This window comes from Pseudomonas fuscovaginae SE-1, from assembly GCF_000364705.1.
Classification (GTDB): domain Bacteria; phylum Pseudomonadota; class Gammaproteobacteria; order Pseudomonadales; family Pseudomonadaceae; genus Aquipseudomonas; species Aquipseudomonas fuscovaginae_A.
Window position 1 is genome coordinate 1 of the sequence record NZ_AQOH01000038.1, and the last position, 8267, is coordinate 8267.

Genomic DNA, 8267 nt, shown 5'->3' on the forward strand with positions numbered 1-8267 from the left:
CCGCTGACACCGAACGGCAAGCTGGACCGCAAGGCCCTGCCGGCGCCGGACGGTGATGCCGTGGTCAGCCGTGGCTACGTGGCCCCCGAAGGTGAGATCGAAATCGCCCTGGCCCATATCTGGCAAGAGTTGCTCGGTCTGTCCCGGGTCGGCCGGCATGACCGGTTCTTCGAGCTGGGTGGCCATTCGTTACTGGCCATGCGCCTGATTTCGCAGATCCGCCTGCAACTGGGGGTCGAACTGGGCCTGGCCGAGCTGTTTGCCCAGCCCGAACTGGCCGACCTGGCCCTGGTGATCGCCCAGGCCGGACGCAGCAGCCTGCCGGAAATCGTGCCGGTGGCCCGCGACCAGGCCTGGCCATTGTCCTTCGCCCAGCAGCGCCTGTGGTTCCTGGCGCAGATGGAGGGCGCCAGCGCTGCCTACCATATGCCCGGTGGCCTGAGTCTGCGCGGCGTGCTCGACCGTGCGGCCCTGCAACGGGCACTGGAGCGCATCGTCGCGCGTCACGAAGGTCTGCGCACCACCTTTATCCAGGGTGACGACGAACAACCGTTGCAACGGATCGCCCCGGCAGACGCCGGCTTCAGCCTGCAACTGCATGACCTGCAGGGCCTGGCGGACGTCGACGCCAGGCTGCAGGCGCTCGCCAGCGAGGAAGCCCTGCAGGCCTTCGACCTGGAACAGGGGCCGCTGATTCGCGGCCGCCTGATCCGCCTGGCCGAGGAGCATCACGTGCTGCTGGTGACCATGCATCATATCGTCTCCGACGGCTGGTCGATCAGCGTACTGACCCGCGAACTGGCCGCACTCTATGCCGCGTTCAGCCAGGGCCAGGATGATCCGCTGGCTCCGTTGCCGCTGCACTACCTCGATTACGCGGTGTGGCAGCGTCGCTGGCTCAGCGGCGAGCGGCTGCAACAGCAGACCCGGTACTGGCAACAGGCCCTGGCCGATGCCCCGGCGCTGTTGATGCTGCCTACCGACCGGGTCCGTCCGGCCCAGCAGGACTATGCCGGTGCCGCGCTGCCGGTGGTTCTCGACGAACAGCTGACCCGCGGCCTCAAGGCCCTCGGCCAGCGGCACGGCACCACCCTGTACATGACCGTGATGGCCGCCTGGGCCGCGCTGCTCGGCCGTCTGGCCGGGCAGGAGGACGTGGTGATCGGCTCGCCGGTGGCCAACCGTACCCGCAGTGAAGTCGAAGGACTGATCGGTCTGTTCGTCAACACCCTGGCGATCCGCGTCGACCTCGGCGCGCAGCCGACCGCCCAGACCTTGCTGGCCCGGGTCAAGACCACCACCCTGGGCGCCCAGATGCACCAGGATCTGCCGTTCGAGCAGGTGGTGGAAGTGGTCAAGCCGGTGCGCAGCCTGTCCCACAGCCCGATCTTCCAGGCGATGCTGAGCTGGCAGGACATGGGCGGCAGCGACCTGGCGCTCGGCGACCTGCGCCTGGAAGGTCTGGACGCCGGGCATACCCTGGCCAAGTTCGATCTCTCGCTGGACCTGGGCGAAGTCCAGGGCCGCCTGCTCGGTTCGCTGGAATATGCCACCGCGCTGTTCGATGAAGGCACCATGCTGCGTTACCTGGGTTACTTCCAGCGTCTGCTGCAAGCCATGGTCGCCGATGACCAGCAGGTGCTGGAGCGGGTACCGTTGCTCGATGACACCGAGCGTGAACAGTTGCTGCGGGGCCTCAATGCCACCGAAGCGCCGTACCCACGCCACAGCACGATTCACCAGTTGTTCGAGGAGAAAGTGCAGGCGCAACCGGAGGCCATCGCAGTGGCGTTCCGGGACCGGCGCCTGAGCTATGCCGAACTGAACCGCGAGGCCAACCGCCTGGCCCACCAATTGATCGGTCTGGGCGTCGGCCCGGACGACCGGGTGGCGATCTGTGTCGAACGCGGGGTGGAAATGATGGTCGGCCTGCTCGGCGTGCTCAAGGCCGGTGCGGCCTATGTGCCGCTGGACCCGGCCTATCCGGCCGAACGCCTGGCCTACATGATCGAGGACAGTACACCGTCGGTCCTGCTCACCCAGCGTGCGTTGCAGGAACGCCTGCCGGCACTGGACCTGACGCAGTTGCTGCTCGACGACGACCAGCGCCAGGGTTTCAGCGAGCGCGACGACAACCCGGTGGTCGCGGACCTCGGCGTGCGCAACCTGGCCTACGTGATCTACACCTCCGGCTCTACCGGCAATCCGAAGGGGGTGATGATCGAACACCGCGGGCTGGTCAACTACAGCGTCGATGCCGCGCGCCTGTTCGGCCTGACCCCGGCGGACACCGTACTGCAGCAGAACACGCTGAACTTCGACCTGTCGGTGGAAGAGATCTTCCCGGCCCTGCTTGCCGGCGCCACCCTGGCGCCAAGCCGGGAGATCTTCGGCAGCGAGGGGACGCAGGACTACGGTATCCGTCCGACCTTCCTGCACATGACCGCCGCCCACTGGCACACCCTGGCCGCCGAATGGCACAGCCAGCCGCGCTTGGCGGCGCGGCGCCTGGCCGATGTACGGCTGATCAACGTCACGGGCGATGCGCTGTCGGCGCAGAAACTCAAGCTCTGGGATGAGGTGCGTCCGGCGCATACCCGGCTGATCAACACCTACGGTCCGACCGAGGCAACGGTGTCCTGCACCGCGGCCTACGTCAGCCATGACACGGTTGCCGGTAGCGAAGGCAGCGGTAACGCCACCATCGGCAAACCGATGGCCAACACCCGGATCTACCTGCTCGATGCCCATCGGCAGCCGGTGCCGTATGGCGTGGCTGGAGAGATCTTCATCGGCGGCGATGGCGTGGCACGCGGCTACCTGAACCTCGAACAGGTCAACGCCGAGCGTTTCCTGGCCGATCCGTTCAGCAGCGAGCCGGATGCGCGCATGTACAAGACCGGCGATCTGGCCCGCTACATGGCCGACGGCCGTATCGAATATCTGGGGCGTAACGACTTCCAGGTCAAGGTTCGCGGTTTCCGCATCGAACTGGGCGAAATCGAGTCGCGCCTGGGCAATTGCGCCGGCGTCAAGGAGGCGGTGGTGATCGCCCGGGAGGACAACCCCGGGGAAAAACGCCTGGTGGCCTATGTCGTCGCGCAACCACAAGCGGATCTGGATGTCGCCGCCCTGCGTGCGGAGCTGGCGCCGCAACTGGCCGAGTACATGCTGCCGAGCGCCTTCGTGCTGCTCGACGCCTTGCCGCTGACCCCCAACCGCAAACTCGACCGCAAGGCCTTGCCGGCCCCGGCGGAAGACGCTTTTGCCAATCGCGCCCATGTCGCCCCGCACGGTACGCTCGAAACGGCGCTGGCGCAGATCTGGCAGGACCTGCTCAACCTGGAGCAGGTCGGTCGTCATGACCACTTCTTCGAACGGGGCGGGCACTCGCTGTTGGCCATGCGCCTGATCTCCCAGGTGCGCCAACGCCTCGGCGTCGAGCTGAACCTGGCCGACATCTTTGCCCAACCGGAGCTTGCGGCCCTGGCCCAGGTGCTGACGCAGGCCGCCGGCAGCAGCCAGCCGCCGATCGTACCCGCGCCACGCGACCAGGTTCTGCCGTTGTCGTTCGCCCAGCAGCGCCTGTGGTTCCTCGCGCAACTGGACGGAGGCAGCGCGGCGTATCACATTCCGGCCGGGCTGCGCTTGCGTGGCAGTCTGGACCGCGTGGCGCTCAAGCAGGCGCTGGATCGTATCGTCGCCCGCCACGAAGCATTGCGCACCACCTTTGTCCAGTTGCCGGGGCAACAGCCTGAGCAACGCATCGCCCCGGCCGACATCGGTTTCAGCCTGCAATGGCAGGTGCTGAGCGGGCGGGCGCAGGCGGAAGACGAACTGCGGCAGATCACCGCCGAGGAGGCGCGTGAGCGCTTCGACCTGGTGAACGGGCCGCTGGTGCGCGGGCGGCTGGTGCGCATGGCTGATGACGACCATGTGTTGCTGGTGACCCTGCACCATATCGTTTCCGACGGCTGGTCCGCCGCAGTGCTGACCCGTGAACTGGGCGCGCTCTACGAGGCTTTCCGTCAGGGCGCGGCAGATCCGCTGCCGGCCTTGCCGGTGCAATACGCCGATTATGCGCTGTGGCAACGTCGCTGGCTGGACGGTGACGTCCTGCAACGGCAGGGGCGGTACTGGCAACAGGCCCTGGCTGGAGCGCCGGTGCTTCTGACACTGCCGAGCGACCGACCACGGCCGCCCCAGCAGGACTACAGCGGGCATATGGTGGGCCTGGCCCTCGACGCCGAGCTGACCCGCGACCTCAAGGCGCTGAGCCAGCGCCAGGGCACCACCCTGTTCATGACGGTGATGGCCGCCTGGGCCGCGGTGCTCGGCCGCCTGTCCGGCCAGGACGATGTGGTGATCGGTACGCCGACGGCCAACCGTCTGCACGCCGAGGTCGAAGACCTGATCGGGTTCTTCGTCAATACCCTGGCGATCCGTGTCGACCTCTCGGCCGCGCCGAGCGTCGAGAGCCTGTTGCAACAGGTCAAGCGGCAGACCCTGGCGGCCCAGGCGAACCAGGACCTGCCGTTCGAGCAGGTGGTGGAGGTGGTCCGGCCGCAACGCAGCCTGGCCCATAGCCCGATCTTCCAGGCGATGTTGTCCTGGCAGAACACCGAGGATGTCGATCTGGCTCTGGGCGACATGGCCCTGCAAGGCGTCGGGGTGACCAGCAGCACGGCCAAGTTCGACGTGCTGCTGGACATGACCGAAGTGGGCGACCGCCTGTACGGCAGCCTTGAATACGCCACGGCGTTGTTCGACGAAGCGAGCATGCGGCGCTGCCTGGGTTACCTGGAGGCGATGTTGCGCGCGATGGCGGCCGATGAGCGGGCGCTGGTCGGCGAAATCGCCCTGCTCGACGAGGTGCAGCGCCAGGAGCTGTTGGAAGGCTTCAACGCCACGGCGGTCGACTATCCGCAGGACGTGACCCTGCACGGGCTGTTCGAGGCACGGGTCGCCCAGTGCGGTGAAACGATCGCGGTAGTGGACGAGCAGGGCAGCCTGAGCTACGACGCGCTCAATCGCCAGGCCAACCGTATCGCCCACCGTCTGATCGGCCTGGGCATCGGCCCGGATGATCGGGTGGCGATCTGTGTCGAACGCAGCCTGGCGATGGTCGCGGGGCTCCTGGGCATTCTCAAGGCCGGCGCCGCCTATGTGCCGCTGGACCCGGATTACCCGATCGACCGCCTGACCTACATGCTCGACAACTGCGCCCCGGCGGTGATCCTTACCCAGCAATCCCTGCGGGCGGTACTGCCGCCCAGCGACGTACCGGTCCTGTTGCTCGATCCGGCGCGGGCCGAGCATGAGGGGTTGCTGGCCCAGCCAGAGCATAACCCGCTGCGCGCGGACGTTCGTCCCGAGCACCTGGCTTATGTGATCTACACCTCCGGCTCCACCGGCCAGCCGAAAGGCGTGATGAACGAACACCGCGGGGTGGTCAACCGTCTGCTGTGGATGCAGGACGAATACGGCCTGGACGTCTCGGATCGGGTGCTGCAGAAGACCCCGTTCAGCTTCGACGTGTCGGTCTGGGAGTTCTTCTGGCCGCTGTTCAACGGTGCGCGGCTGGTGATGGCACGCCCCGGCGGCCATCGCGACCCGGCCTACCTGCGGCAGGTGATTGGCGAGCAGGGCATCACCACCTTGCACTTCGTGCCGTCGATGCTCGACCTTTTCCTGGCCCACGGCCAGACCCAGCAGAGCGGTCTGCGGCGGGTCATGTGCAGCGGCGAGGCCCTGCCAGGGCACCTGGTGCGGCGCTTCAAGCAGCAACTGCCGCAGGTCGGCCTGTTCAACCTCTATGGGCCGACCGAAGCGGCGGTGGACGTGACCGCCTGGGATTGCGCCGGAGCGCTGGAGCAGACCCCGGACAACACGCCGATCGGCAAGCCGGTGGCCAACACCCGGATCTACCTGCTCGACGCGTACCGTCAGCCGGTGCCGCGAGGCGTGGCGGGGGAGCTGTACATCGCTGGCGTGCAGGTGGCGCGTGGCTATCTGAACCGTCCTGAACTGAGCGCCGAGCGGTTCCTCGACGATCCGTTCGGCAACGGACGCCTGTATCGCACCGGCGACCTGGCTCGCCATCTGCCGGACGGCAACATCGAGTACTTGGGCCGCAACGACGACCAGGTGAAGATCCGTGGCTTCCGTATCGAGCTGGGGGAGATCGAAGCGCGCCTGGCCGCTTGTGCCGGGGTCAAGGAAAGCGTGGTGCTGGCGCGGGAAGACAACCCCGGCGAGAAACGCCTGGTGGCTTATGTCACGGCACAGCAGCCGAAAACCGTTCTGGCGGTCGAAGAGCTGCGTGGTCATCTGCAGGCCGTGTTGCCGGAATACATGGTGCCGGCGGCCTACGTGCAGCTCGATGCGTTGCCGCTGACCCCCAATGGCAAGCTGGACCGCAAGGCCCTGCCGGCCCCGGACGCTGGGGCGCTGATCAGCCGTGAGTACGAGGCCCCGCAAGGTGAAACCGAAAACCTGCTGGCGCAACTCTGGGCCGAACTGCTCAAGGTTGAGCGCGTAGGGCGGCATGACCACTTCTTCGAGTTGGGCGGCCATTCGCTGCTGGCGGTCACGCTGATCGAACGTATGCGCCAGATCGGTCTGAGCGCGGACGTGCGGGTGCTGTTCGGACAGCCGACCCTGTCGGCCCTGGCGGCGGCGGTGGGCGGCAACACGGAAGTCGTGGTGCCAGCCAACCTGATCGCGGCCGGCTGCGAGCGCATCACGCCGGACCTGTTGCCCCTGGTCGACCTGACTCAGGAGCAGATCGACCGGGTGGTGACGAACGTGCCGGGCGGTGCGGCGAACGTACAGGATATCTACCCGCTGGCGCCATTGCAGGAGGGGATTCTCTATCACCACCTGGCGGCGGAGCAGGGCGATCTCTATCTCCAGCAGGCGCTGTTCCACCTGCGGGACCGCGAGCGGCTGTCGGCCTTTTTCGACGCCTTGCAGGGGGTGATCGGCCGTCACGACATCCTGCGTACCGCCGTATTCTGGGAAGGCCTGGACGAGCCGGTGCAAGTGGTACTGCGTCAGGCACCGCTGGTGCTGGAGGAGTTGCCCCTTGCCCCGCAGGACGGCGACATCGACGAGCAATTGCGCAAGCATTTCGATCCGCTGCACTACCGGCTCGATGTACGCCAGGCACCCTTGCTGCGCCTGGCCTGTGCCTACGACGCCAGCCAACAGCACTGGGTAGCCATGCTGCTGTTCCATCACATCGCGCTGGACCATACCGCGCTGGAGGTGGTGCAGTACGAGATGCAGGCCTATCTGTTGGGGCAGCAGGCGCAGTTGGGCTCGCCAGTGCCGTTCCGCAACTATGTGGCCCAGGCGCGTCTGGGAAGCAGCCAGGCCGACCACGAAGCCTTCTTCCGCGAGATGCTGGGCGATGTCAGCGAGCCGACCCTGCCATTCGGCCTGCAGGCGGTACAGGATGGCAACGCCATCGAGCAGGCCCGCCAAGTGGTCGACCAGGCCCTGAGCCGTCGTCTGCGCCAGTGCGCCCGTCAACTGGGCGTCAGTGCCGCCAGTCTGCATCACCTGGCCTGGGCCCGGGTGGTTGGCGGGGTCAGCGGTCGCGAAGACGTGGTGTTCGGCACCGTGCTGATGGGGCGGATGCAGGGCGGCGAGGGCGCCGACCGGGCACTGGGGATGTTCATCAACACCTTGCCGCTGCGCATCGAGGTCAATGCCCGTGATGTCCGGGCGGGCGTCCGGGCGGCCCATGAGCGCCTGACGGACCTGCTCGCTCACGAGCACGCGTCCCTGGCCCTGGCCCAGCGTTGCAGCGGTGTGGCCGTGCCGACCCCGCTGTTCAGCGCGTTGCTCAACTACCGGCATAGCGCCGTGCAGGTCGACAATCAGGCTCGGTCGGCGTGGAACGGCATCGAAGGGCTGGGCGGCGAGGAGTGGAGCAACTATCCGCTGACCCTGTCGGTGGATGACCTGGGTGAGGATTTCGTCCTGAGTGTCGCGGCCCTGGAGGGTATCGGCGCGCAGCGGATCTGCGACTACATGCACACGGCCCTGGCCAATCTGGCTGCAGCCCTGGAGCAGGCGCCCCAGACACCCTTGGCCGGGATTTCGGTCCTGCCGGCTGCCGAGCGTGAGCAGGTGCTGGTGGCGTTCAATGCCAGCGATCGCGACTACCCACGGACGCGGACCGTGCACGGCCTGTTCGAGGCTCAGGTCCGTGCCCGTCCCGAGGCGTGCGCCGCGATCCACGATGGCGTGACGTTGAC

1 protein-coding gene is annotated in these 8267 nt (G+C 67.1%); it reads left to right on the forward strand.

All coding sequences use genetic code 11. The features are described from left to right. The coding region (locus K675_RS0104835) for an amino acid adenylation domain-containing protein (RefSeq protein WP_017902380.1) at positions 1 to 8267 on the forward strand (8267 nt) is incomplete at both ends.